This window comes from Paenibacillus macerans (assembly GCF_050565405.1).
GTDB lineage: Bacteria > Bacillota > Bacilli > Paenibacillales > Paenibacillaceae > Fontibacillus > Fontibacillus macerans_B.
In genome coordinates this window covers 81,644-106,731 of sequence record NZ_JBNYYG010000015.1, presented here as the reverse complement: position 1 = coordinate 106,731, position 25,088 = coordinate 81,644, and the positions used below count along the sequence as shown (strand labels likewise).

Annotated in this window: 16 protein-coding genes and 1 pseudogene; 7 read left to right on the top strand and 10 right to left on the bottom strand. The window is 57.2% G+C overall.

Translation table 11 applies throughout. The features are described from left to right. Positions 1–348 precede the first annotated feature (348 nt). Positions 349–1,314 carry a DMT family transporter gene (locus ACQ4N8_RS11955; RefSeq protein ID WP_430704583.1) on the bottom strand — a complete coding sequence of 322 codons (966 nt, stop codon included), beginning with the start codon at positions 1,312–1,314 and terminating at the stop codon, positions 349–351. 140 nt (positions 1,315–1,454) lie between these two features. Here ACQ4N8_RS11955 and ACQ4N8_RS11950 point away from each other — a divergent pair. Continuing rightward, a pseudogene (locus ACQ4N8_RS11950) lies at positions 1,455–2,944 on the top strand (PLP-dependent aminotransferase family protein). Positions 2,945–3,025: 81 nt separating this feature from the next. On the opposite strand, the gene ACQ4N8_RS11945 reads toward ACQ4N8_RS11950, so the two are convergent. Further along, positions 3,026–3,253 carry a YqzE family protein gene (locus ACQ4N8_RS11945; protein ID WP_430704581.1) on the bottom strand — a complete coding sequence of 76 codons (228 nt, stop codon included), beginning with the start codon at positions 3,251–3,253 and terminating at the stop codon, positions 3,026–3,028. 164 nt (positions 3,254–3,417) lie between these two features. Here ACQ4N8_RS11945 and ACQ4N8_RS11940 point away from each other — a divergent pair, with 164 nt between their 5' ends. Continuing rightward, positions 3,418–4,119, top strand: coding sequence for an N-acetylmuramoyl-L-alanine amidase family protein (locus tag ACQ4N8_RS11940; RefSeq protein ID WP_430704580.1), 702 nt, complete (start codon positions 3,418–3,420; stop codon positions 4,117–4,119). Here the strand turns inward: ACQ4N8_RS11940 and ACQ4N8_RS11935 are convergent. The 3 genes from ACQ4N8_RS11935 to ACQ4N8_RS11925 form a co-directional block, all read right to left on the bottom strand. Continuing rightward, the gene (locus ACQ4N8_RS11935) at positions 4,106–5,011 is read right to left on the bottom strand and encodes a divergent polysaccharide deacetylase family protein (protein WP_430704579.1); all 906 of its coding nucleotides are present in this window, start codon (positions 5,009–5,011) and stop codon (positions 4,106–4,108) included. The two genes, ACQ4N8_RS11940 and ACQ4N8_RS11935, sit on opposite strands and share 14 nt — an antisense overlap. Positions 5,012–5,036: 25 nt before the next feature. Beyond that, entirely contained in the window at positions 5,037–5,555 is a 519-nt protein-coding gene (locus tag ACQ4N8_RS11930) for a putative ABC transporter permease (protein ID WP_430704578.1), read from the bottom strand. 163 nt (positions 5,556–5,718) lie between these two features. Further along, the gene (locus ACQ4N8_RS11925; protein WP_430704577.1) at positions 5,719–6,609 is read right to left on the bottom strand and encodes a LysR family transcriptional regulator; all 891 of its coding nucleotides are present in this window, start codon (positions 6,607–6,609) and stop codon (positions 5,719–5,721) included. 132 nt (positions 6,610–6,741) lie between these two features. Here ACQ4N8_RS11925 and ACQ4N8_RS11920 point away from each other — a divergent pair, with 132 nt between their 5' ends. Next, positions 6,742–7,380 carry an HD domain-containing protein gene (locus ACQ4N8_RS11920; protein WP_430704576.1) on the top strand — a complete coding sequence of 213 codons (639 nt, stop codon included), beginning with the start codon at positions 6,742–6,744 and terminating at the stop codon, positions 7,378–7,380. A gap of 19 nt (positions 7,381–7,399) precedes the next feature. On the opposite strand, the gene ACQ4N8_RS11915 is transcribed toward ACQ4N8_RS11920, so the two are convergent. Then, the gene (locus ACQ4N8_RS11915; RefSeq protein ID WP_430704575.1) at positions 7,400–8,359 is read right to left on the bottom strand and encodes a LacI family DNA-binding transcriptional regulator; all 960 of its coding nucleotides are present in this window, start codon (positions 8,357–8,359) and stop codon (positions 7,400–7,402) included. Positions 8,360–8,519: 160 nt separating this feature from the next. Here ACQ4N8_RS11915 and ACQ4N8_RS11910 point away from each other — a divergent pair, with 160 nt between their 5' ends. Next, positions 8,520–9,113, top strand: coding sequence for a hypothetical protein (locus tag ACQ4N8_RS11910; RefSeq protein WP_430704574.1), 594 nt, complete (start codon positions 8,520–8,522; stop codon positions 9,111–9,113). A gap of 207 nt (positions 9,114–9,320) precedes the next feature. Continuing rightward, on the top strand, positions 9,321–10,220 hold the full coding sequence (locus ACQ4N8_RS11905) for an NAD(P)-dependent oxidoreductase (RefSeq protein ID WP_430704573.1): 900 nt from the start codon (positions 9,321–9,323) through the stop codon (positions 10,218–10,220). Positions 10,221–10,284: 64 nt separating this feature from the next. On the opposite strand, the gene ACQ4N8_RS11900 is transcribed toward ACQ4N8_RS11905, so the two are convergent. The 3 genes from ACQ4N8_RS11900 to ACQ4N8_RS11890 form a co-directional block, all read right to left on the bottom strand. Next, positions 10,285–12,756, bottom strand: a complete 2,472-nt coding sequence (locus ACQ4N8_RS11900) for a hypothetical protein (protein ID WP_430704572.1) — start codon at positions 12,754–12,756, stop codon at positions 10,285–10,287. Between the two features lie 2 nt (positions 12,757–12,758). Further along, positions 12,759–16,727: a hypothetical protein gene (locus tag ACQ4N8_RS11895; RefSeq protein WP_430704571.1), complete on the bottom strand. Its 3,969-nt coding sequence runs from the start codon at positions 16,725–16,727 to the stop codon at positions 12,759–12,761. Positions 16,728–16,946: 219 nt separating this feature from the next. Next, positions 16,947–18,506: a histidine kinase N-terminal 7TM domain-containing protein gene (locus tag ACQ4N8_RS11890; RefSeq protein WP_430704570.1), complete on the bottom strand. Its 1,560-nt coding sequence runs from the start codon at positions 18,504–18,506 to the stop codon at positions 16,947–16,949. 293 nt (positions 18,507–18,799) lie between these two features. Here ACQ4N8_RS11890 and ACQ4N8_RS11885 point away from each other — a divergent pair, with 293 nt between their 5' ends. Next, on the top strand, positions 18,800–20,989 hold the full coding sequence (locus ACQ4N8_RS11885) for a discoidin domain-containing protein (RefSeq protein ID WP_430704569.1): 2,190 nt from the start codon (positions 18,800–18,802) through the stop codon (positions 20,987–20,989). Positions 20,990–21,251: 262 nt separating this feature from the next. Continuing rightward, complete coding sequence (locus tag ACQ4N8_RS11880) at positions 21,252–22,184, top strand: VOC family protein (RefSeq protein ID WP_430704568.1); 933 nt, start codon at positions 21,252–21,254, stop codon at positions 22,182–22,184. Between the two features lie 83 nt (positions 22,185–22,267). Here ACQ4N8_RS11880 and ACQ4N8_RS11875 read toward each other — a convergent pair whose 3' ends face one another. Next, positions 22,268–24,934 (bottom strand): family 78 glycoside hydrolase catalytic domain, encoded by a 2,667-nt coding sequence (locus ACQ4N8_RS11875; RefSeq protein ID WP_430704567.1) that lies wholly within the window; start codon positions 24,932–24,934, stop codon positions 22,268–22,270. Positions 24,935–25,088: the final 154 nt, after the last annotated feature.

The following is a 25,088-nucleotide window of genomic DNA, read 5'->3' as shown; positions in this document are numbered from 1 at the left end:
CGGCTATCTGATCAAACGGGATAATCGTGCAAAGTGTCCGGACAGCGAGGGTTGACCTAAATCGCTGGTTACGATTCGGAATCCAATGATAGATTACCGAACGGCGGAAACTCGTTCCCTGAACCTTTCGTCAAGCCCCGATTTCCAGATCGATCTACAAAACCATTTGTTCCGCGTCTCCACTTGTCTCCACAGATCACTGCTAGGCGGGGGTACCGTGATTTGCCGGCTTTTTCCACTTCCCCCTCCTTGGCACTGTACTTTTGACAAGTTCCCGACCGGTCAACGCTCTCTGGTTTCTGGTTCTGGTTCTGGTTCTGCTTCCTTCCCACCCGATTAGCCCCCCGCTTATCGCTTTCCCGCCGTCCCCGGCCCGCCCGCGGCGGCCGAAGCCGGAGACGGAGTCTTGGCCAGAGCCGGCTTACGCAGCAGCTGCCGCAAGCCGTCCAGGTTCGACAGCACCGTGCCGGCAATAATCGTAACGGCTCCCGCCACCGTCGCCCAGCCGGCGGTTTCGCCGTAAAACCCTACGCCGATCGCAAGCGCAATAAGTGGCGAAACATACAGCCAGGTGGACGGGAACACGGGATTCGTCTTCGCCACCAGCCAATAGAACAAGCTGTGGCCAACCATCGAGCCGACCACGGTCAAATAGAGCAGGGACACGGCCACGGACGGGCTAGCCAGCTCCCGCAGGTCCACCCGTTCGGTGAACAATGACAGGAGCAGCAGCAAGCCCCCACCGTACATCATCTGAGCGGCGTTGAGGGCAATGGGCGAAGCTTCGGGAAAACGCAAAATGACCTGCTTGGAGTACAACGCCCCCGAAGCATAGAACACCTGGCCGGTCAGGATCGCCAAACAGCCGATCCCCCACCACTTGCCTGCAGACGATACCGTCAGACTTGGCAGCACGAGCAGAACCACCCCGGCGAACCCGACGACGATGCCGATGGCGGAGCGCGGCGACGCGGTTTGCCGCAGCACGGCCATCTGCAGCAGAAGAATCATCAGCGGACCGGTCGCCGACAGCACCGCGGCGATGCCGGAGGGCACATATTGCTCCGCCCAGTACAGGAACGCAAACGTCCCGAAAGTCAGTCCTATGCCTGTAAGAAGCATCTCTTTGCGTAACAGCAAGGCAAAGCGGGCTTTTTTTCTCCATGCCATGAACAGGAACAGAACCAGACCCCCGGTCAGAAACCGGATTCCCGCCGAGAAAAAAGGCGGCGCCGCGTGATCCACTCCCACCTTGATGGCCAAAAACGTAGTGCCGAAAATAAGGCATATAATCAAATAATTGATGAAGATCATCCGTGATTTCCCCTTTCGCCTGTTGAACTGTATCATACCCGGACGACGACAGAACAGATGGAAATCGACAGAACAGATCCGAGCCGATTTGATGTAGAATGTAGAATAAACGAAAAAGCCCTTAAGGAGGAGAAGCCTGCATGCATCGGATGCCCAAACCGGCGGATCACGCCAAGCTGCTGCTGTTCCGGCAAGTATACGATTATATCGCGGACCGGATCGAACGGGGAGAATGGAAAGCCCAAGACAGGCTGCCTTCGGTGCGCGCGTTGGCCGCCGAGCTGCAGATCCATCGGTTGACCGTGTTCCGGGCGTATCAGCTGCTGAAGGAGGACGGGGTCGTTTACGTCAAGGAGAAATCCGGCTACTTTGTCGGCGGAGAAACAAGCGAAGAGGACGCCCCTGGCCCCAGCCCGGGTACGGGCATGAACAGTCCTACCCTGCCTCTCTCCGGCCACCTCAGGAACCATTTGGACGAAATTCACCGAATTCCGTCCGTTTACCGATTTTCCCAAGCGCTGATCGACCCGAACCTGTTGCCGAACCTCTTCCTCTCCGAGCATGTCAAAAAAGTGTTCGACAGCTATCCCAAGCTGCTCGGCACCTATTCCCCCGTGCAGGGCGACGAGGAACTGCGATCCGTGCTTAGCCGGCATTTGCAAGCCCGAAGCCGCATTCAGTCGAACGCCGGCGAACTGCTGATCACCACAGGCGCGCAGCAGGCGATCGAGCTGCTGTCCCGCGTATTCATCCGTCCGCTGGATAAGGTCATGATCGAGCGCCCGACTTACAGCGCCGCCCTCGATATTTTCCGGCAGCAAGGGGCCCGGTTTCTGTCCGTCGACATTGACCCGCAAGGCTATGACCTGGAACGCGTCGAATCGCTGATGAGGCAGCATAGGCCGCGGGTTTTCTATATGAATCCGACCTTTCACAACCCCACCGGCTACACGGTTCCCGCCGCCCAACGCAAGCGGCTGGTAGAGCTGGCCGAACGCTACGGATGCCTGATCATCGAGGATGACGCGTTCCATGATATTTATTTCGATGCCCCGCCGCCGCCGCCGCTGTATGCTTACGACACCGAAGGCTGGGTCGTTTACCTGCGCAGCTTCAGCAAATACGTGGCCCCGGGGCTGCGGATCTGCGCCGTGGTCGCGCGCGAACCGGTGATGGCGCCGCTGACCACGGCCAAATCGCTGGCCGACAACGGTACCCCGCTGGTCAACCAGAAGCTGTTCCAGCATTGCTTCGAATCCGAACGGCTGCAGCTGCATTTGGAGAAGCTGCGTACCGCGCTGCAAATCCGCCGGGATGTGATGGAACAGGAGCTTGCGGGAACCGGTTGGCGATTCGTCAGCCGCAAGGCGGGTTGAATCTGTGGGTGCAGGTGCCCGGAAGATTGAATGTGGAGGCGCTTCTGGCCGAAAGCATCCGACATTCGATCACCTTCGTCCCCGGCAAAATCTGCGATCCGCTTGGCGAACTGGCATCGTGGATCCGCCTCAGCTACTCTTTTTCGAGCGAAGCGCAGATCCGGGAAGGGATCCGAAAGCTGGCGAAACTCGCCGACCGGATCCCCGCGCCGAAGCCAACCGCCGCCTCGTCCCCGCAGTCATCGGCCAAATGAAACGTAAAAAGACCGCCTTCCCCTTTCGGGAAATAGCGGTCTTGAGGTAGCCGGGATAACGCGCTGCTTTCCATCGCCTGCTTACACATGGCGGGAACCTGCTGCGTTCTCCTTCCCCTTGGCTTTTTTTCGCTTCGCTTTCGGAAGCTGGTCGGCCCATAACGAGAGGGAAAACGGAATCATCCCGAACCAACGCCGGGTCCACGGTTCCTTAGCTTTGGAACGTTCCCGGCGGACCTCCCGCGGCGTTTCCACGTAGTCGACTACCCGTTCGGTAATGTATTTGACCAATTCGTCGCCTTTTGCCATGGCGCAAGACTCCTTTCGGTGCTCTTCATGTCTCGATATCTCTAGTTTGTTCCGAAACGCTCCCGCATAAACCTGCCTGCCAAGCCCCGAGCGATCCGCCCCATGCATGAATTGCCCGCCGGAAGCTCAATCTATATAGGAATAAAGCTTGGAAGGTGAGACTTATGAAAAAAGTTGCCATATACCTGCTGGCGTTCCTTGTTATTGCGCCCGTCATGCTTGGCATAGGAAGCCCCCCGGCGATGGCGGATAACGACAAGGATCTTCGGCATGCCTTTCCCGAGCCGGTGATTCTGATCGATGTCGGACATGGCGGAATTGACGGCGGAACCTCCTACGAGGATATTCTTGAAAAAGATATCAACCTCGAGATCGGACGCCGGCTTTATATGGTACTTCGCAGCCACGGGTACCGCGCCATCCTGAACCGGACGGGCGATTATGCCTTGAGCGACGATAACCGTTGGCTGCGCAGCCGCTCCCGGCATCTCAGGGACCTGGCGCAGCGCAAAGAGCTGAGCGAACAACTGCCCGCCTCCATCGTCGTTAGCCTGCACGTGAACTGGGGGCGCAACAAAACGAAACGCGGACCGCTCGTCCTCCATCAAAACGAAGGGGGGAGCGCCCTCCTGGCCGCATCGATTCAGCAGGCATTGGAGGGGCTGTACCAGCCGAACCAATCCATGCTGCCGGAGCTGGGCAAACCTTTTTATTTGCTGAACCACATCGACTGCCCGGCCGTGATCGTGGAAACAGGGTTTCTGAGCAACACCGAAGACCGCGCTCTGCTTACGAGCGGACGCGGTCAACAGAAAATCGCCGAAGCGTTATATGCCGGCATAGCCGAGTATTTTACGGTAATGTAAACCCCGGTCCCGGACGAACTCCGGGACTGATTTGTTCCCGGGCCAAATCGGTGATGCCGATGAATTCCACGCCCTCGGCCTGCAGCAGCGGAATGTATTTTTTCAGCACGGCGGCCGTCTTTTGTCCTTGTATGCCGACATGGCCGATCGTTACGCAGCTTTCCCGCTCGTTCAACAGCTCCAGTACCTTCCGCAGCTGCCCCGAAATATGCTCGGCACTGTTCACATCGTCGAGGAAAATATCGTTTTCGAGCCGAGGCAGTCCTTTCTCCCGGCTTAATCGCGGGATCACGGACCAATAGTTGGTTTTACTGTCGACGAAAAACAATCCCCGCTCGCGGCACACGTCAAAAATAATCGACATGACCCGCTCGTCTCCCGTGACCTTCGAGCCCATATGGTTGTTAATGCCTGCGGCATAAGGAACCTGGTCGATCGCCTCATCCACCCGCTTACGGATTTCCGCATCGGTCATGCCCGACAGGATTGCCCCGGGTCCCAGCCATTCCGGCTGGCCCTGTTTCGGCTCCATCGGCAGGTGCACAATCACGTCATGGCCATGCTCATGCGCCCGCCGGGCGTCCTCCTGCGACGTTTTCAGGAACGGCATCACCGCCACGGTCAGCTTGACCGGCATCGCGATGATGTCGTCCGTCCCGCCCATGTGGTTGCCCAAATCGTCGATAATGACCGCCAGCTTGCGGGAGCGTCCCTTCGCCTTGGGAGACGCTGCGGCTCCGTCCTGCAGGCGATGCGATGCTCTCTCCGTTCCCGCCGCTGCGGGCGACGCCCACGTTTCCGCGCTCCCGCCAAGGGGAACTGGCAGCAGCGACGCCAGGCAGCCGGCGATCAGCGCCGATAGAATCCGGACGAACTTGGGATGGTCTCGCATCATGCTCCTCCTTTTCTCGTTGCAGTCAAATCAAGCTGCCCCGCCAAGCTCTTCGCCGGGTCAAGCAGGTCCACAGCAGATCGGCCGCGAACAGCAGCAGAAACGCCGGCCCGGCCGCATGCCATAGCGGCGCCAGTTGGCGGTAAACCAGTTCTGCGAGCGGGTGCAAAGCCCTCAGCATCGCCAGCGACAACACGCCCCAGTACAGGGAAAAACGCAAGCAAACATGTCCGCCCAGCTGCACGCGATGGGCCGAATAATCCCACCATCGCCGCCCGAACAGCGCAAGCAGCAAATAACCGCTGATCCCTTCGACCGCCGTCGGGATGAGCAAGCAAAGCAGCAGGATGAGCAGCGAATAGCCGCCCTCCCGGCAAAATGCCAGCAGAAGCAGCGGCGCTACGCCATACATCGGCTTAAACGGCCCTTTCAGAAAACCCTCTTTCCAAAACACGCCTTGCGTAAACAGGCTGTAGACATTTTCCAGCAGCCAGCCCAGCAGCGAGTAAAGCAGGAAGTAAAACCAAATTTCGCCTGCCGTCATGGGGATCACGCCTCCTCTGTCCTATTATGACTGTCCCCGCTTGGAAACATGCGCGAGTCCCCCCCTTATTCCGCGCAACAAAAAGCGGGCCCCCAAGCAAAGAAGCAACCCTAGCTGCTTCCTTCATGAGAGCCCCATTTTTCCTTGATTTCGCAATTTCGGCCTAACGGCCTTTTAAGGCTCCAACCTGCTTTCCGATCAGTTCAATAAACGCTTTTGCCGCCGCCCCCAAGTATTTGTCCCTGAGGTAAACGACCCCCACTTCCCGGGTTAAGGCCGGACGGGTCAGGGGGATCATGCATAGATCCCGGGTATCGGACATCTCCAGCAAGGTTTTCGACAGGATCGTCACCCCGGCCCCGGATCGGGTCAACAGCAGCAAGGAATCGATCGTGGTGGTCTCGATGCGGGGCTGCAGCGAAAATCCCTTGGCCGAACTAGCTGCATCAACCAGTTGGCGGCAGCGGTGGGTTCGCGGAAACATGACCACGTTTTCCTCGCGGATCCGGTCAAATTCGATCTGGTCCCGGGCGGCCAAGGAATGGTCTCGCCGGGCCACGAAATAGAAGTCTTCCTCATACAATGGAAGCTGGACGAACCGTTCATCGTGGATCGGCAAAATCGTGACCGCGAAGTCGGCCTCTTCCGAGAGTAGCGGTTCCACCACGTCTTCCGCGCCGTGCAACCTGATCCGCAGCTTGGGATAACTTTGATGGAATTCGCCAAGCAGCCCCGACACGAGCTCATTGAGTTCCCCGATCAACACCGCTACGGAAAGCTCGCCCCGCTCCATGTTCCGCCATTCCCCGAGTTCTTCGCGCACGGCCGCCAAAGAACGGAAAATTTGCCCGCTGTGCTTGGATAAAATTTCACCGGCCGGGGTCATCGTAATCTTTTTCCCGATCCGATTGAACAGCGGCACCCCGAGCTCATCCTCCAGCAGCTTGATTTGATAGCTGAGCGTAGGCTGCGAGATGCCCAGGATCTCGGCGGCCCGGGTGAAATGCAGCTCCTGGCAGACCGCTTTGAAGCATTCCAATTGTCTCAATTCCACGGGAATCCCCCCATCGCCTTCTTTTGATTTAATTCTTCTATTATTATCATCGAAACAATCATATTGATCAATGATCGGGCCGGGCGATACAATGGGCCTGCAAGAAAAACAACGCTTAGGAGGCATGAACCAATGTCAAACTTGATCGCCGATGTCCGTATTCCCGATAGCCGAATCGCCAAGGAAGCCGCCGAGCTGCTGCGCGATCACGGGGACGAACTGTTATGGAACCACTCGAACCGGGTGTTCCTGTTCGCGTCCGTGCAAGGCAACCGGGCGGGCGTAAAATATGATGCCGATCTGCTGTACATCAGCGCCCTGTTTCACGACTTGGGCCTGACCCGCCGATTCAGCAGTCCGGATAAACGCTTCGAAGTCGACGGCGCCAACGCGGCCCGCGATTTCCTCCGCAGCCGCGGCGTACCGGAGGAATCGATCCGGCTGGTGTGGGATGCGATCGCGCTGCATACGACCATCGGGGTCGCCGAATACAAGGAGCCCGAAGTGGCATTGCTGATTTCCGGGGTCGGCTATGACGTCTTGGGGGAAAACTTCGAGCGCATCACGGAGGAGCAGCGCGCTCAGATCGTAGCGGCTTATCCCCGCAACGACTTCAAAAACCGTATTATCCCCGCCTTTTTTGAAGGCTTTAAGCACAAAACGGAAACAACGTTCGGGAACATCAAAGCCGATGTGTGCGCACACATGATTCCCGGCTTCCAACGGACGAATTTCTGCGACTGCATTCTGCATTCCCCTTGGAAGGAGTAAGGCAGAGGGGCCGCCGGAGCTACACCGTAGAGCGTTCGATCAAATGAAGGGGAATCTCGAGATGAACCTGCCGGTCCCGGGTGGCCTGCTGGAACAGCTTTCGGCCGATTTCGATCAGCGGAATTTCAAAGGTCGTGATATTGAGCATTTTCGCGATGGGCTGGTTATCGAATCCGACGATGGCCAGCTCGTCCGGCACTTGGATCCCGCGTTCCCGACAGCAGGCCAAGATGCCGGCGGCGACCTGATCGCTCGTCACCAGCAGCGCGGTCGGCGGGTCCTCCATCCCCAAAATCCGCTCCATGATCCATTCCCCGTCTTCCAGAAGCGCGCAGTCATAGAAAACATAAGCCGGATCGTAAGCCTGACCGACGCTTGCGTAGAAATCCAGGTATGCTGCCGCTCGCCTCAAGCTGTTCGGGCTCGATTTTCGGGCCAGGCAGTACCCGATCTTGCGATGGCCTTTTTCCCAAAGATAAGCCAGCGCCCGAGTAAAGCTATCATAATGGTCGAAAAAGATGGACGACACGCCCCGGCCGCGGGCATCCTCCAGCACGGTGATCGGCCCGTACTTGGCATACTCCTCGACAACTTCCCACTCGCATGCCCTGGAGCCGATGATCAGCCCGTCGATCTGCTTCAGCTTCAGCATCATCAACGCATCCAGTTCCCGTTCGACCTCGTAATCCGACTGGATGAACACCAGTTTGTAATTGTCCTTGATCGCCTCGTCCGCGATGCCGTCCACCAGCAATCCATAGTAAGGGCGACGGATCGAGGGGACCACCACCCCGATCAGATTCGTTTTGCCCCGGCTTAAATGGACGGCGTTGATGTTCCGCTCGTAATTGGCCGCTTCCATGGCCCGTTTGACCGCTTCGCGTTTTTCTTCGCTGACGTAAGGGTGATCGTTGATGACCCGCGAAACGGTGGCCACCGAAACGCCCGCCAGCTTGGCGATTTCCTTGATATTCGCCATAGGATACCTCCGTTAAAAATGCCGTGTTTGATCTCTTTCCACTGTACACAAAAATCCGGCTATGCAAAAGCAGAGAAAAGCTTGACCTGAAATGCGTTTCATCGTTTACAGTGGCATCAAAGCAAGCAATCGAACGCGGATAAAACGAGGTGAGCGACCCGTGGTTTACGATGAGGAAGTGACGGCGGAAATGGAGTGCCGACATAGCAGCTGGCTCAAGCTTTTAAACGAATCGGCCGAAAGGCTGGAAACCTGTTTGCTGGAGCAGCCTGTGCCGCAAAATATGCCGGCTTATGCTTACATGCATGGGTTAACCCGGTTCCATAAATCGATGCTGGCCTTGCGACTGCTGGCCGTAGCCGGTTTTGAAGAAGAGGCCTATGGCGCATGGCGCCGGATGGTGGAACATGCCGTGATGTTGAAATATATAGCCAGAGGTGCGGGGGAGCGGGTCCTCCTGTTTGTGGATGAGACCGGATTCATCCGGCCGACGCCGGCGGGATCGTCATGCGGGGCCGTCCCGGACATGGGGAAGATGGCGGAAGAAGCGGGCATGCGGGAGTGGTACGAGGCAGCTCCGCCGAACGGCTCCGAAGGGGATTCATCCTTCACGCCAACGGCCGGCGATTCCGAGGACTGGTTCCCGCCGATCGGCCCCGCCCCGTTTGATGCCTCCGACTTGTTATCGAAAGGCTACCGTTTGGCTGCGGTTATGCTGGAGGACGCAACATTTTCCGTTCCATCGCGCAAGTAAATCTGCGCCGTGTTTCCCTGGCCCACCGGCTGACCTAATTCCACCTCCATCCCCTCCCTCCAGATCTAATTCCATTTTATCACAGTTCACAAATGCCGGGGATGGAGGGAAACGCGCAAGCACCGTCCATCGTGGTATAGTATAAAGCAAGGATTCAAGGAAGATCCTGCATCGTAAGTCGCGATATTCCCGAACAAGGAGGTCTTCATGAAGTTCAACCAAATCGTATGCGTGGACAAGATCGGACTCGAAGGATGGGCCCTGGAAGAATTAAAGAAGCACTCGAAGCAACCGATCATCATGTTCGATAGCGATCCGCATGGCAAAGGCGAGATTATGGAAAGAATCCGGGGGGCGGATTGCGTGCTCGTCTCCTGGAGAACAAAAATCGACGACGAGGTCATCGAAAGCAACCCTTCGATCAAATATATCGGCATGTGCTGCAGTCTTTATGACGAGCGTTCGGCCAATGTCGATATCGCAGCGGCCAAAGCGGGCGGCATCGAGGTCCGGGGAATTCGCGACTACGGCGACGAAGGGGTTGCCGAATTCATCATGAGCGAGCTCATCCGCTTGCTGAAAGGGCTGGGCCCGAACCAATGGCGGAGCGAACCCGTGGAGTTGACGCAGCGCAAGCTCGGCATCATCGGCATGGGGACGACGGGCAACATGCTGGCGCATAGAGCCGCCGCTTTCGGCATGAACGTAAATTATTACAGCCGAAGCCGCAAACGGGAAAGCGAACAAGCAGGGTATGCTTACCTTCCCCTCGGCGAACTGCTGCAAACCTCGGAAATCGTATCGATGCATTTGCCCAGAAACACCATGATCCTCGGACAAGAAGAGTTCGCCGCATGGGGGCACGGCAGGATCCTGATCAACACCTCACTGGGCGCCCCTTTCGATTCCGCCGCATTCCGGGAATGGATCCAGGGCGACGGGAACTATGCCATCTTTGATGCGGACGGCGCCGGAGCATTAAAAGCCGAACTTCATCGGTATCCCAATATCATCTTCACCGATAAAGTGTCGGGATGGACCCGTGAAGCACGGGAACGCTTATCCCGGAAAGTACTGCACAACCTGAAAAACTATATCGGCGAATGACAAAAGGGCGCCATCCGGATCACGATGGATGACGCCCTTTTTTATTTCCCCCGCGAACGCCCGGTTAGGTCCGGTCCGCCGTTTGCGGCGACGGCGGCAGCGGCAGCGGCGGAAAAATGCTTCCGGTCTGGGCATTCGCGGTATTGCCGAACAAACGCAGCGCGGGCAGGATGCTCCGGTTCAGGTAATCCGCCGCTTTGAGGCCGATGGCTTCGGCAAGGAGATGCTTTTTGTCCGCCGTCCATTGCCCTCGGGCGGCGGTTTCCTGCGCATAGATCAGATCGTTGAGCGGACGCGCGTCAAACGTGATCTGGCCGCATTGGCTGCCGTCCTTCGCTTGAACCAACGTTTTCATGATCCGCAGCCCTCGGCCAAACGAGTTTGGCAGCGGCTGCGGGGAAGTAGCGCAGGCCGCCTCGCCCGTGGACCGGTCCACCAGTTGAAACTGCAGGCTCCAGTAACAGCCTTCCGCCTGCGGCCTCCACATGTCGAAATAAAGGGACTGATCGAAGGTGTGGCAAAACGCATCGTCCGCCGAAAAAACCGGCAGCGTGCCATCGAACCGTGCCCCCTCGTAAAGCAGCGAGCAATGGAGTTCCAGCGTCGCCTCCTCCGGCAAACGATATCCCCCATCGAGCTCAAGCGCATATACCGATACCGACAACAACGTAGCCATGGTTTCGTCTACCCGGGCCATATTCCGCCAGCCCAAATCGATCGCCGCAATGAACGGCATACCGAACTGCGCAGCCAATTGATCGTACAGCGTCCCCATCCTCCCCTGGTATAAGGCAACTGCGCAGCCGTTATCCACCGCGGTAAACAGGGTCAGCGCATCGCTGACGTTTACCTCCAGCGCCTGCATCCCCCGAATGTTCCGGCTTGAGTCACCCGGGAACCCCGCCTCCGCGAGAGCTGCGCCATGTCCGGATTCGTTTTGCCATTGGGCCAGCACCTCCTTCAGCAGCGCTTGCGATACCGCCGTCAAGGCTACCTGCAGCACATCGGCAAAATCTCCGTCAGACACAGGCTCCATCGCTTTCAGGACGGTATCGCGAGAGCCCTGGAGCAGCGCCAGAATCGCATGAGCGCCTTCCGGCGAACGATGGAATCTGGGAATTTCCGAGCTGGCCAACACCATAAAATGTTCGTCCCCGACATAATATTCCGAGCGCCCGGTATGGCTGAAATCCACGATTAAGTCGTACAGCACGTCCCCCTCCTGTTCGTCCGTGCTGCCGACGATCGGCGGCACGGACATCCCGGAAATGCCGTTATCGCCATAACGGCACAACTGGCCCACGGCTTCTTGAAGCGGCGCAACCCCGAAGGTCGACAGCGTGGGCACCATGTTGATCAAGGCCAGCGGATCGACGCAAAGGTATGCCGGCTGGGCAGCCGCGTCATGCAGGGAGCGGTAATTCACGAACGGATGCGTGGCCGCAAACCGGAATCCGCTATCCTGAAAACGATACAACGGCCGGCGCGCACGCAGCGGCGTTGACACCATCAAAACCGTTTTGGGCCCGGCCGGCGTCAGCACCGATTGGCCAGCCTTCACGTTCTCGATCGGCTGCTTGGTGCCGTCAGACATCAGGACCAGCGTCCCGCGTTCGAAGCAACTGCTGCTTGGTGTCTGCCTGTAGCCGTTGCCGGGCTGGGAATGGGCGGTAAATTCGAATGAGTTGCTTTCTTTCATGCAAGAAGGAATCCCGTTGTAAACATAACATTCTTCCCGCAAAATCCCTCCCGTTGCGTCCCCCCGCACGTCCCCCCAACCGATGTCGCCGCTCAGCCAGCGGCGGTACGCCCTCCAAACGCCCGCACGAACTTCGTCCGGGACGGGCAACTGCCGCGAGACGAGATATTGGATCGTCTCGTTGATGGCGGCGTCGCCGGCCCCTAAGGCGGCCAGCTTCACCCAGTGGTGGTACAGCTCCCAATCCCGGTTCGTCCAGGTCCCGCTTTCGTATTGCACGATTTTGGCTTGAATCCAGGCCGGATTCCGCAGCGCCCCTATGTAAATGGCTGCCGCTTCGGGGTAACGGTTCTCCGGAATCGCCGACAACTCGCGTTGGACGCCGATCCGGGAGAGCATATGCGTATACCAGGCCGTTGCGGAAACGTGAACCCTGCCCATGGAGGATGCGACGGCTTGACGAATCCGGTCGATCATCAACTGGGGACGGAGATCGGAGGTGATATTCCACATCGCTTCGCAGAGCACCGCCACGCTGAATCCCGACCAGAAGTCGTCCGGCAGCCCGGTCACGGCGCTAACGTCTCCCTGATAGTTCTGCACCGAGTAATGAGGAAAAAAGATCTCGATGAACTTTTTCCCCTGAACCCCGATGTATGGCGTTGTGGCCCGTCCCGGGGTCGCCCCCTTCATGCGGTTCACCAGAACGCTCCGGGCCGCCTCTCCCGCCTCGTTCGTTCCCACGTTCGGGAGGGCGGCAAACAACCGTTCAACCGCTTGGTCCAGCTCGGACTCCCCGAACAAACGGGCAGGCTCCATCACGGAATAACCCGACATCATCATTCTCCTTGCGGCGGATTCACCACCGATAAGCTGAACTTCGTACTTGCGTTTCCGACTGCATTGCTGACGCTAAGCGTAAAGACTGTCGGCGGGAACAAGGGAGGCGCCACGCCCACTTTCTGGGCGATCGTGCCGGTCGCCGGCTCAAACGTCATGAATTCGGGCAAGCTAGGCATGATGCTCCAGTTTCGCGGCGAGCTGCCCGGCATGATCAACGCCGGGTTTTTAGCCGTATCCTTATTGTACGTTTTCAATTCGATGTCCGACATGTGCAAACCCTGCGGTCCCGTGGAGACCATCTGCAGCGACCAGGCATAAGGCTCGGAGGAACCGACGACATCCGCGCCGTCCTCTATGGCCAAGTAATGCTTCGTCACCGTATTGTCACTGTTCGTTACGTTGGCATATAACGCGAATTTGGCGGAAAGAAGCCGTCCGTCTCCGTCCAGCACCGGATCGGATTGCACCTCGGCGTACCATTGCTGCTGCTGGAGTTTGGCCGCATCGGTGATCGATTCGGCGGCAACCACCTGCCCCTGTTCGTTCAGCGTCAGGACCCGGGCTGCGGATTGTCCATTCTCGTCGGCAAGCGGAGCGACGAACGTGGCCCGGCCGAACTCGTCCACTTCGAGGTAGAAAGCGGTGGCCGCGGTGTGATCCATCACTCCGATATTGACAGTGCCGTCCGTTTTCATTTGCAGGCAAGCGGGGCCATTGCCGACCAACAACGAGAGGCCTGCAAGCTGCGGTCCGCTATCCGGCTGGAAGATCGCGAAATAATCGATGTCGGTCCCGTGCGGCATGTAGTAGCCGGCGTCTTTGGCTTGTTTTTTGGCGAATTCTTCGATCGGCGACGGCTGCGGTTTGGACAGGTAAACGATCAGCAGGATCGCCCCCGCGATCATCGCCAAGATGGCGATACCGCTGAGAATCGAGAAGAACGCGCCGACGGTCAGGCCTCCGGCGATCACGGACGAGGCCACGCCCAGGCCCCCGGCGATCCAGGCTCCGCCGACCGCGATGACCTCCAGTGCTGAAGCCGCAACGAACAACGCGTTCGCCGCGATCTCCAAATCGTTCGGATGCATCGAGTTGATTGCGTCATGCAGCGAAATGGCGCTGTACACCAACCCTGCGACCGCCATGATCGCTCCGACGCGCGTGGCGATGAATTCGTTCATGTTGCGCCCGAAGATCCAGCGGACTGCCCCGGAGGACGCGGCGATATCGGCCTCGGTCTCTACCCTGGCCACCATCGCGGCGATCCCGAATTCATCGAAGCCTTGGCTGACTTGCGGGACGCCGCCGTCGCTGAGCAGCCATCTGCGGAAACCGGAGGTCGCTTGCATTTGTGCGTCGCCGAGCAGTTTCGGCGAGAAAAACAACCGAAGCGCTTGGGTAAAGCCGCTGTTAGCGCTGAACAACACGCTCACCGCCACGGCACGGCGCACCACCAGCACCACGAGCTGGGCGAGCACGCCGACGCCGACCATGACGATGCCGCTCTGCTGCGTCCACGGCAAGTCCTTCCATTTGATCTGGCCGGTCGCGAAACCGACGATCCCGTAAGCTGCCGCGGCCATCCCTACGCCGAGCACGGCCAGCTTCGGAATGGTATTGCCGAAGAACTGAACCACCTTGCTCTCGAAATTGGACATTAGCTGACCCCAGTTGTACAAGCCGCCCGAATTGACGGAAGTCTGCTGGAACAGGAGCATCAGGTCCGCGACCAGCTTCTGTTCCTGCATTTTGGAGAATTCCTGCGCCGCTTTTTGCATATCCGGGTCCGTTCCGTTTAAATAGGTTTCGATAAATTTCGTGATGATCGCATTGACGGCGTAGCTGTAATCCTCCAGGTTGCCCGAATAATCGATCAATTGGGGAAGGATGTTCGCCGTTTGGAACATTTGAATGACGTAAACGAATTCCTTGGTGAAAAACGAGCTTTCGTCCAATACGTTCAACACCGCGGACGTACGCTGGATGCGGCGCATGAACTCGGAGCCGTCCACGCCGTCCGGGTTGAACGAGATCGTCTGGAGCATGTTCAAAAACGCGGGATTGGTGGCATATTTGAACACAACGTAAGTCCAATAGTTCCCTTCCTTCGCTTTGGCCCCGATGTCGTCCAGCGTCTTCATCAGGTCGGTCATCTGCTGGTCGGTCGCTTCGACGGACTGCTTCATCTGCTCCTTCCAAGCGGCGAGGTCCTGGTCGATCAGCGGCGCGTATTTCGCCTTGTTCGCGAGCTGGTCGTTCTTGAACGCCGTCGTCCCGGTGAACTTCTGCAGCCAGCGGTTATTGTAAAGCGCCGGCCCTTGCACGGAAAATACGTCGCTAAGGCCCGTTTGCTTTCGCAGCCATTTGTCCGCTCTTCTCGCGTTCAGGTATTTCGTGGCCGGATCGTTTTGCGTTTTGGACAGCAGGGTCGTCAGATACGCCGTACTGAGCGTATTGTACCAAGTGGAAGGGGAAGTTCCCTTGCTCCCCTTCATACCCGCGATGCCTTTGACCGTCGGGTCCAGGTCGGGGGGATTGGGCGTAATGAATTGCTTGCGCATCCCTTCATCCATGTTGTACAGGAGGACGGAGTAGAAGTCCTCCATCGAGTCCTGTTGTACGGCATCGTACCAGCCGCCCTTCTCATCGCGCACGAACTGGTCCATGTTCACCAGGTCCATGAAATTCAGGCCGGCATCCGCAGTCGCCGCATAGGGGGCAGCCATGCGATGAAGCACCGCCTGCAGCACCGGAAGATGGCCGATACCCTCGGCCAGGCTTGCGGCTTCCTCGGGAGACACGCGGCGGCCGTGAGCGCCGCCTACCCCTTCCAGAATCGTGGTTCCGTCGGCGCTGAGCTTGAGATAACCGGATTCCGGCAGCCCGGTTTTGGCCATGAGCTCCGGCGGCAATCCCGTCCATTGCAGCAAATTGCCGGTCTGGACGGATTGTTCTACCGGTTGCTGGTCAATAACCAAGGTTCCGCCGTGGAGGCCGATCAAATGGCTGTCCGCTCCTTCCGGCATGCCATCGTGACGGAGTTCATACATACCGTTCTGCGCGGATTGGTCGTAAACGCCCTGTACGCCATAGACCGCGCCTTCCAGATTGCGCTGTCCGCATAGCATAGAGCCGGTAAAATGCTGCGCGAAGGCATCCAGCTTGGCGGTAAGGATATAAGGGAAACGCGTGCTTTGGAAACGGGAGAAGGGATTGGAAGGATCAGGCTGCGGCGTGACGCCGTTATTCAGCGCAAAGTTCAGCACGAAATCGGAGGTGATGTAAGCGGAATAATTGCCGTATCCCGGATCCCAGGTCTCTTGGGTGTCGGCATCCGTAAATACGCAGGAGACATAGTAGACGTCTTGCCCGGCTATGCTGCCCTCCTTGACGATTCCGTACGTAAAAGTCATCGTCGTGCCGCTCCAGGCGGCCCCGGTCCAACGGGCCGATTGCTCGTCCCACTTCAATTGCGGGGCAATATTGTCCCCGGCCACATAGGCGGCATCCAGTCCCGACTTCATCGTATAAGTGACGGGCTTGGCATGAAGCTCGGCGGCGAACGCGGCCTTGCCGATTTGCAGCGCCCCGAAGCCGGAGGTGCGGTCTCGGACCATCCGGAACTCCCCGCTTAAGCGGTCGTCCCCGTGGCCTTGGCGAAACGTAAGGATACAGGTGTCCGGGTCATAGTTCCAGTTGGCGCGAGCGATCGGCACATGTCCGATGAACAGTTGGTCCCGGGAATGATCGTCATGATCGGGCGTGATTAGCGTAATCGTTTGGGGCGCGGACTGCAACAGGGCGACGTGCGAATTGATCTGAAGCACCGGTTCCAGGTGATCCAGCGTAAATACGCGGGCATGGGGATACATCTGCTTGACTTGAGCCCTGCGCGAAGCTAGCATTTCGGGGGTTGGTTTCACTAGCGTGGAAATCTCAGGCGTCGATTTCATTTCAATGGACATCAATATGCCTCCTTTTAAAGATACGGAAATGCCATCCTATTAAATAACTCAATTGTTTATTTCTTCAATTTATTGAAAATTCCTTCCTTCAAATTTTAAATATTTTCACTCGCCAATACGCGGCTGCCACGAAACGAAACCAGGGTGACGTTCACGCCGCAGAAGAGCTCTGCGGGGAATATCACCCTGTTTTTTACGTATTGATTTAGCCTGATGTCTTTATTCCATGGCAGCGGCAACCAAGCTGACCGCGTTCCGGCCGTTTCGTTTCGAGTCGTACAATGCGGCGTCCGCGTCCTGCAGCATCGCCTCCAACGTATCGCCGGTTCCAAGAGAATAGGCGACGCCGAAGCTCGCCGTGATGCTAATCGCTTCCGTCCCCGTTTGCAGCGGCTCGTCGCTTAAAGCCTTCCGCAGCCGTTCGGCCAATTCGACCGCTTCCCCGATAGCGGTGCCCGTTAAGCCAAGTGCGAATTCCTCCCCGCCGTAGCGGGCGAATAACGCCCCCGGCGGCAGCTCCCGACCGCAAACCTCGGCAACGTGCACAAGCGCCCGGTCTCCGGTCTCATGGCCGTATTTATCATTGATCCGCTTGAAATAGTCGATATCGAACAAAATGATGGCGCACGGAGCCCCGGCTGCTAAGGCCTCCTCCAGCATCGCCTTGCCTTGACTGAGGAAATGCCTCCGGTTGGGGATCCCGGTCAGCCCGTCCTGGAAGGCCATTTGCTTCAGCTGGTCCTCAAGCCGCTTCTGCTCCGTGACGTCGATCAGCAGCAGCAGCGTACCCAACGTTTCGCCGCCCTTGCTGGTCACGGGCGAAGAACGGACCAGGCACGTAAGCGGGCGGCCGCGTAATTCCCAGCGAAGCTCCTCCTCCATCCCGTCGATGTTCTCGACGCGAGGGAATTCAACGCCCGTCAGCTCCGGCCAAGCCTCGGACAACGGCTTGCCGACCACCCGCGATCCGATCAACGGCAGCAGCCCGGCCAGCGCCCGATTATAATCGACGATTCGGCGCGCGCCGTCGAGCACGATAACCCCTTCCCTCATGCTCTCGAACAAGCTCTCCTTGGCGATCGGCACGATCGTCAGCATCCGCGAAGACACGATCGCCCAAATGTACATGGCGGAGGTCAGGCACAGCACCATCGGCACGGGATCCATCCCTCCCGGGGTGAGACCCAGCAGATAAAGAAAGGCGGCCAACATCGGGATCATTTGCGAAATGATCAAGGTGGCATGCTGGAAGCGATACAACTTTTTCGTCCGCGGCCACCGGCGCAGCAGCAGAACGAAACCGCCGAGCAAGCAGCCGAAGGTATAGGCGCCGTGCACGATATACCATTGCCCGATGTCGATGTCCACAAGCGGCATCGAGGAGGATTCCCGGATATACACGGCTTTGTAGAACAAATGGTGCAAATCGTTCGTCGTCACCATAAACAGCGTGATTGCGGGAATGACGAACATAGACGCAGTCGTCTTGCGCGAAACATTTTTGCCAAGGTAACGAAATACGAGCAGCAGGCTCAATACGGCGGAAGCGGGCATGCCGATATACTCCACGACGATCCACCGCTTGATCTCCTCCAGTGAATCGCTCGACAGCTCGAAGGCAAAACCGAAAATGTAGATGGCCAAGGCCGCGTTATATACAAGGAAAGTACGTGAATACGGTATGTTTTTGCGATTGACGAAGGCATAAATGCCCAGGAAAAAGTTGAGTACGCCGGAAGTGGCGACAAGCGTAATGTAAACGTTGATTTCCGATCCCATTTCGTTGATTTCCCCATATCCAATGTTTAGTCGCAACTCGTTATCTCTGATTGTACAAGATGTCCACCCGCATAGAAACCTTATTATGCTAAAAGTCCTAGTTCCGGGAGAAAAAAATAAATACCAGACTTTACTATAATTAGATATAATATCAATACAACCAGGTTTTCGTAGGGACGCTCACTCTAAACGGAAAGGAGGTTAATGGCTTCGAATATGCAAGCGCAATCATAGTAAATTATTGATTTTTTATCCATTCTGTTCATTGGAACAATAAATGGGAGGTAATGCACATGTCAAAAAAAGCGATATCCATCCTTTCCAGCATGATGATGGCCGTCGGCCTGTTTGCCATCGGTCCCGGCTTTACGGGCGCGGCGCCCATCGGAGACGCCAATTCCACCCTCTTCGGTCCCGACGTCTACGTGTTTGATTCCACGATGCCCGTTTCCGATATTCAGCAAGTCGTCGATTCCGTGTTCGCCGTGCAGGAGGACAATGAATTCGGTAGCCAGCGCAAAGCGCTTCTATTTAAGCCGGGCTCCTACAATCTCAACTTTAATGTAGGCTTTAATACGCATGTAGCCGGCCTCGGGCGAAATCCGGGCGACGTCACGATCAACGGCGGCCTGAACGTCAACGCGGATTGGGATAACGGTAACGCCACCCGGAATTTTTGGCGCACGATCGAAAATTTGACGATTGCGCCATCAAGCGGCACAACCCAAATCGCCGTCTCCCAAGCAGCGCCGTTAAGACGCCTGCATATCAAGGGCCAGCTTGATCTGTTCGACTTTGATTCCAACTGGAACGCGGGCTGGGCCAGCGGCGGCTTCCTGGCCGATTCCATCGTCGACGGAGCGGTCGTCCCCGCCTCCCAACAGCAATGGCTGTCCCGAAACAGCCAATGGGGAGCCTGGAATAACGGGGTTTGGAACATGGTGTTCGTCGGCTCGAACAACGCGCCGTCCGGCCAGTTCCCCGATCCCCCTTATACGGTCGTACCCAAGACGCCCGTCATTCGCGAGAAACCGTATCTGTTCGTCGACAACGCCGGACAATATCAGGTATTCGTGCCAACCCTCCAAAGGGACACGCAAGGGGTAAGCTGGGCGGGAGGCAGCACGCCGGGCACAGCCATTCCGCTTGATCGGTTCTACGTCGCCAAACCGGATACGGCCACGGCCTCCAGCATCAACGCTGCGCTGAGCCAAGGCAAACACCTGCTGTTCACGCCGGGCTTCTTCCACTTGAACGACACGATCCGCATCACGAATCCCGATACGGTCGTGCTGGGGCTCGGCATTCCTACCCTGGTGCCCGACAGCGGCCTGCCGGCCATGTCGGTGGCCGACGTTGACGGGGTCAAGATCGCCGGACTAACCTTTGATGCCGGGCCGGTGAATACCCCCGTCCTGCTGGAGGTCGGGCCTTCCGGAAGCAGCGCGGGACATGCCTCCAACCCCGCCTCCCTGCATGACCTGACCTTCAGGATCGGCGGATTTGCCGCTGGCCGAACGGACGTGGCCATCCGAATCAACAGCGATGATGTGATCGCCGACCACTTCTGGATCTGGCGCGCCGACCACGGAGAAGGCGCCGCCTGGAACGGCAACGTCTCCAAGAACGGCCTCGTCGTCAACGGCGACGACGTCACGATCTACGGTTTGTTTAACGAGCATCACAACGAGTATCAAACGGTTTGGAACGGCAACGGGGGCAGGGTATACTTCTACCAATCCGAAATCCCTTACGATGTGCCGAACCAATCGGCCTGGATGTCGAAGGGAGGCACCGTTAACGGATATGCTTCCTATAAAGTAGCCGACTCCGTAACGAGCCATGAAGCCTGGGGGCTAGGCATTTACTCTTATTTCCGGGATGCGGCCGTCAAGCTGAACAGCGCGATCGAGGTGCCGAACGTCCCCGGCGTCAAGATCCACCATGCTACCACGGTGTGGCTGAACGGCACGCCCGGCAGCGAAATCACCCACATCATCAACAACGCCGGGGGCAAAGTCTACGCCAATAGTCCAAGCTCGGCGATGAGGCAGACCCTCACGGATTATCCCGGAGGCGGATCCGCAGGGGTCCCGTTGGACCGAAACGGCTGGACCGCTGCGTCCACGCCTTCCAGCGGCGAAGCGCCGGCCAATCTGCTGGACGGCAACATGGCTAGCCGCTGGACCACGGGCGTACCCATGGCTTCCGGCCAATATTTCGTCATTGACATGAAAACGTCCAACGATTTCAACAAAATCGTGATGGATTCGACCGGCAGCAATGACGACTACGCCCGCGGCTATGAAATCTTCGTATCGAGCGACGGAACGAACTGGGGCGACGCCGTGGCCGGCGGCATAGGCAACGGTCCCGTCGTGACGGCTTCCTTCGGTTCACAACAAGCCCGCTACTTGAAAGTCGTGCAGACGGGCAGCGCATCGAATTGGTGGTCCATTCGCGAAGTAAATGTCTATCATTAATTGCAGCCAGACCATCAAGACATGACGCGCCCGGCCATCCTGGCGGGCCGCCTCGCATATCAAAACCCCTGGCCTAATCGGTCAGGGGTTTTGCCGAATTCGCGAATTTCTAACCGGTTCGTTCTAACCTGCCTCCCCGACCGTACCGAGTCCGATAGGCGCTTCGCCCATTTCAAACGCCATCTTTGGTCAAGAGTCACTCATAGATTTTCAGGGTAAAATATAAACGGTATTCCACATTACTAGTTTAGGAGGAAAATACATGAGTGACGCCAAAACCGGTTCGCTGACCCACTCCATCATCCCCCACCTGTGGTTCGACAAAGAGGCGAAAGAAGCCGCCGAGTTCTACTGCACCGTCTTCCCGGATTCCCGAATCACAAGCGCGACGACGTTGCGCGATACGCCCTCGGGAGATTCCGATCTGGTTTCGTTTACCGTTTGGGGCCAGTCTTTTATGGCCATTTCTGCCGGACCGTATTTTAAGATCAACCCCTCCATCTCCTTTATCGTGAACTTCGACCCGTCCCGGGAGGAGAACGCGAGAGCGATGATCGACCAGGTGTGGAGCAAGCTGTCCGAAAACGGCACCGCGCTGATGCCGATCGATAAGTACCCATTCAGCGAACGGTATGGCTGGATTCAGGACAAGTACGGCGTGACGTGGCAGCTCATGTTGACGAATCCGGAGGGTGAGCAGCGGCCGACGATCGTCCCCTCCCTGATGTTCGTGGGCGAAAATTGCGGCAAAGCCGAAGAAGCGCGCGAGTTCTACCTTTCGGTCTTCCGTAACGCCAAACCGGGCTCTCTCTTTCGGTATGGCCCCGGCCTAGAACCGGACAAGGAGGGAACGGTAATGTTCACCGATTTTATGCTGGAGAACACCTGGTTTGCGGCCATGGACAGCGCGCAGGAGCACCGGTTCAACTTCAACGAGGCGGTTTCCCTCCTGGTCAATTGCGAGACACAGGAGGACATCGACTACTACTGGGACAAGCTTTCCGCCGGCCCCGCGGCCGAACAGTGCGGCTGGCTCAAAGATCGATACGGCGTCTCGTGGCAAATCTCACCCGCCGTACTGGACGAAATGATGGCCAATGGCACGCCGGAACAACGCGTCCGTGTCACGCAAGCGTTTTTGAAGATGAAAAAGTTCAACCTGGCGGAATTGCACCAAGCATTTCAAGGGATATAAACAGCGGGAGGATGACCCGGCCCCGCGGCCGCCATCCTCCCGTTTTTTGAGCATATTCACAGTACGCGGAACATGCGTTGCGGTTAAAACGTAAAGCTATAGCTGCCGGAACCCACCAGAAGCTTACAGCCTTGCGCGGTTTGCTCCGTTCCAAGCAGTCCGTCCATTTCGTTCAACGGTTTCCCGTCCTCCCGAATCTCGTCGCGACCGCTCGCAGGAATGACCACTTCCGCCGTCGTATTCGCCGGGATCGTCACATCCAATTCCCATGCCCCCCCATTCCTCGAACCATCCTTCCGTTTTCTCCAGGCTACCTTTATGGTTCCGTAAACGGAGTCGAGCGAAGCTTCCGCCCATGAGAACGGCCCGCCGATCTGCGGCTGAATCCGCAATTTTTTGTAACCCGGTTCGAGCAAATCGATGCCTCCGGCAAAGCGGTAGAGCCAGTCTCCGATGGCGCCGTAAGCGTAATGGTTGAAAGAGTTCATGTCGTCGCTCCAGAACGAGCCGTCCTGCTTGATCCCGTCCCAATGCTCCCAGATGGTGGTCGCCCCTTGGATAACGGTGTACAGCCAGGAGGGATATTCCTTCTGCAACACCAGCCGGTACGCCAAATCCGTATAACCGAACCGCGAAAGGACCAGACACAAGTAAGGCGTGCCAACGAATCCGGTCGTCGGATGTACCCCATTTTCTTCGATATGCTCGGCTAACATCCCGACCGTTCGAGGGCGATCCTTTTCCTCCAATAAATCGAACATGAGGGCCAGCACGTAGGCGGTTTGCGTCGTAGAGGCCACCCGGCCGTTCGGCGTGACGAACTCCTGACGGAATGCCCGGACAATATTGCCGTGCAGCGCTTCATATGCTTCCGCGTCTTCATTTTTGCCTAGTACGGCCGCAGATTGGGCCAGCAGTTCGGCCGAATAAGCGTAGAACGCGGTCGCGATCAAATCCTTCGGCGTGGCCCCGACGCAGCTGTTCTCTTTGGCATCCAAGCCAAGCCAATCCCCGTAATGAAATCCCGTATTCCACAGAAACTCGCTTTCGCCTTGCGCCCGAATATACTCGACCCAGGCTTTCATGCTGGGATATTGCGTTTCCAGGACACGATAGTCCCCGTAACACTGATAAAGCGTCCAGGGACAAATGACGGAAGCGTCTCCCCAAGCCGCGGAACCGTAACCTGCCGCCGGTATATCGGGAATAACGTGCGGAACCCTTCCGTCCGCTTCTTGATCCGCGGCCAAATCCTTTAACCATTTTTCAAAAAACGGAACGACATTCATATTATAAGCAGCGGTGCGAATAAAGACTTGGGCGTCTCCCGTCCATCCCAATCTTTCGTCTCGTTGCGGACAGTCTGTCGGGATATCAAGGAAATTCCCCTTCTGTCCCCATAAAATATTGTGCTGAAGCTGATTCACCAGTTCATCCGAACAGCGGAAGCGGCCGGTTTGCTCCAAGTCCGTATGAATGACGCAGCCGATGAATCGCTCCAGCAACCGTTCTTGCGGTACGCCGGTCACTTTCACATAGCGAAAGCCTTGGAAGGATAAGTACGGTTCGAACGTCTCCTCCCTACCGCCCCGGCATATATAAGTGATCGTTTGTTTCGCCAAACGCAGATTTCCGGTGTAGAAATTCCCGTCGCGATCCAAAACCTCCGCGTGCTGCAAAGTAATGACCGTTCCGGCTTCGGCGCATACCGTGAACCTCACCCATCCGACCATGTTCTGTCCCATATCCAGCACCGTCTCGCCTTTGGGCGTTGTTATGACAGCGATCGGCTTGATGGTCTCGATAATCCTTACCGGCTCGTTTTCCTGGGCAACCCGTACGGATTCGGGAGGATTCGCCATCCCCGCCATTGCCCAATCCTGATCCGCGAAACCGGGAGAAGACCACCCGTCCAGTTCAAGCCGCGCATCGTACGTCTCGCCGTGATACAATTCCGACATCAGGAGCGGTCCTGATGAAACGCGCCAGTTCCCGTCCGAAACGATGACTTGCTCGGAGCCGTCGGACAACGTCACATGCAACTGGATCAGTGCGGCGCGCGTTTTGCCGAAAAGCTCTTTCTTTCTATCCCAGGCCAAATATCCTTTATACCAGCCGTTCCCCACCATGCAGCCAAGCGCGTTTTCGCCTGCGGAGAGGAGTGACGTAACGTCATAGGTTTGATATTGCAGCCGTTTGTTATAGCTGGTCCAACCGGGGCCAAACAGCGTGTCGTCCGCCGGAACGCCGTTGACATACAGCCGATACAAGCCGAGCGCCGTCGCGTAGATTCGTGCTGAAACCACATTTTTCGGCAAGGTGAAGTCCCTGCGCATATAATCGCAAGGTTCATCGTTCGATTCGTCGCGGCGGGGCGGCACCGCGATCCAGCTTGCCTGCCATTCCCCGGCCGACAAGAAGGCGGTTTCCCAGTAACCTGGTTGGCTCCATGCCGATCCATTTCCTTGGCGGTCCCACACGCGAACTCTGAAATAGTATCTCGTCCGAGACTTTAAGGCAGGACCTTGATATTCAATATGAACACTGCGATCCGATCTCACCTTCTCGGAGTCCCAGACGATTTCCGATCCGAAATCGGGATCATTGGCCACTTGCACCTGATAGGCGGATTGGACGAAACCTCGGGTTTCCGCGCCGATTCGCCAGCCGAGCCGGGGATGGAAATCGTCGATGCCTACGGGATTTTTTCGATAATTGACGCTAAGGTCGGAAACTGCAATAGTTATCATAATATCGCTCCTCTCGTTTATTGATCCCTGCCTTGCCAAGGGTATCATTACGTCTTATTTTACGAGGCCGGGGAATCACAAGAAGGGGAGGTTTCCGACATTTATATAGGTCGATTTGGACATTTGACGGCCGGTTTCGTATGATGGAGCCAGA